The sequence below is a fragment of the Dietzia sp. HMSC21D01 genome, assembly GCF_001815995.1.
Lineage (GTDB): Bacteria > Actinomycetota > Actinomycetes > Mycobacteriales > Mycobacteriaceae > Dietzia > Dietzia cinnamea.
Map to the genome: position 1 here is coordinate 1 of NZ_KV823960.1, position 1,828 is coordinate 1,828.

Annotated in this window: 2 protein-coding genes; one reads left to right on the top strand and one right to left on the bottom strand. The window is 73.9% G+C overall.

Annotated elements, in window-relative coordinates; genetic code table 11:
• Positions 1 to 1,341: hypothetical protein (locus tag HMPREF3086_RS10905; protein ID WP_070721839.1), on the top strand; the 1,341-nt coding region annotated here is incomplete at its 5' end.
• Positions 1,342 to 1,381: 40 nt separating this feature from the next.
• On the opposite strand, the gene HMPREF3086_RS10910 is transcribed toward HMPREF3086_RS10905, so the two are convergent.
• On the bottom strand, positions 1,382 to 1,828 hold a 447-nt coding region (locus HMPREF3086_RS10910; protein WP_371441664.1), incomplete at its 5' end, for a phytoene desaturase family protein.

Below are 1,828 nucleotides of genomic sequence, written 5' to 3' on the forward strand. Positions count from 1 at the left end.
GCGGGCCTGGCCGACGAGGTGTCGCGGCTCGGCGCCGAGCGGGTGCTCCGGGTCGGGGCGGTGTCGTTCGGATACGACGACGGCGAGGTGGTCGATTCCCCGACCGACCGGCCGGGGCTCGAGGAGCTGACCGGGATTACCTTCGATTCCGAGCTGGAGGTCCCCGGCGACCGGATCGATGACGTCACGGTCCACCAGTCACCCGGCGCGCCGGCGCTGATGACGATCGGCGGTCTGAACGCCGCGGGCGGCGGCGCGGATGCCGCCGGAGGCGGCGAGGGCGCGGCAGAGCCGTTCGAGCCGGGTGCACCCGCATGGGACGGCGACGACGCCCCGAGCGTGCTCGTCCACGACCGGACCCCCGTCGCGTCGATCGCGACGGCCGTGGCCGCGGGTGCGGCGGTGTCCCACCTCCGGGCACCGGATCCCCGGGTCGACGGCGGGTCGGTCGAGGCCGTGCGCGACGCCGACGCCGTCTACGCGCTCGGGCCCGGCTGGGGCACCGAGGAGGAGCTCGACGACCGCGTCGAGACCGCCCGGACGGTGCCCGAGCTCCCCGGTGGCGGGCAGCTCATGTTCCCGGGACGGCGGTTCGTCGCGGCCTACGGGTCGCCGATCACCCCTGCGCTGGGCATCCTCGGCGAGCAGGGGCCCGCCGAGAGCGTGGCGCGCGTGCAGACCCTGGTCGACCAATACCAGCCGTTCTCGCCGGAACCGGTGATCCCGGCGTTCGAGATCATCGGCACGGTCGCCGCGGGCGGGCCCGGCGCGGACGGGAACTTCACCAACGAGTGGCCGCCGGAGGTGTTCGTCCCGATGGTCGACGCGATCACCGACGCCGGTGGCTACGCGGTGATCGACCTGCAGCCGGGGATGGCCGACATGGTCGACCAGGCGAAGATCTTCGAGGACCTGCTGCGCAGGCCCGGCGTAGGGCTGGCGCTGGACCCCGAGTGGAAACTGAAGCCGGGCCAGCAGCCGGGCGCGCAGATCGGGTCGGTGGACGCCGAGGAGATCAACCGGGTGATCCACTGGCTGGCGGACCTGACCCGCGACAGCGGGGGACCGCAGAAGCTGCTCATCCTCCACCAGTTCAGCATGGCCATGATCAGCAACCGCGACCGGATAGACACCTCCCGCCCGGAGGTGGCGATCGCCCTGCACGCCGACGGGCACGGCACCCCGGGCCTGAAGATGGAGACGTGGGACGTCCTGCGCAGCGGGCTCTCTCCCGACATCTGGATGGCCTGGAAGAACTTCTACGACGAGGACACGCCCACGTTCACGCCCGAGCAGACGATGGCCGTGCGGCCGCGCCCGTGGTTCGTGTCCTATCAGTGACCCGGCAGGCCTGCCCGAGGTGACGTCGCCGGCGAGGTGGTCAGCGGCCGAGGATCCGGTCCGCCACGTGCCGGCCGGCCATCCCGTGCACGCCGGGCCCGGGCGGCGTGGAGCCCGAGGCGTGCCAGACGCCGGGGACGGGCGTGGCGAACGGGTCGACCCGCGGCACCGGGCGCGCGACCAGACCCCGCAGGTCCACCCGTCCCGCCGCGATGTCCCCGCCGGCGTTGTTGGCGTTGTGTTCGGCCATCCGGTCCGCGGGCGTGCAGTGGGTGGCGAGTACGACGTCGCGCACTCCCGGTGCGACCTCCTCCAGCGCGGCGAGCACCTGCTCGGTCTGGTCGCGGCCGGAGTAGGCGGGGACGTGGGCGTAGGTCCACAGTGGCCGCCGGCCGTCCGGGGCGATGCGGCCGGGGTCGGTCACCCACGGCTGCGCGACGAGGATCATCGGGCGCTCGGCGTGGCGGCCGGCGGCCACCTCGCGCTC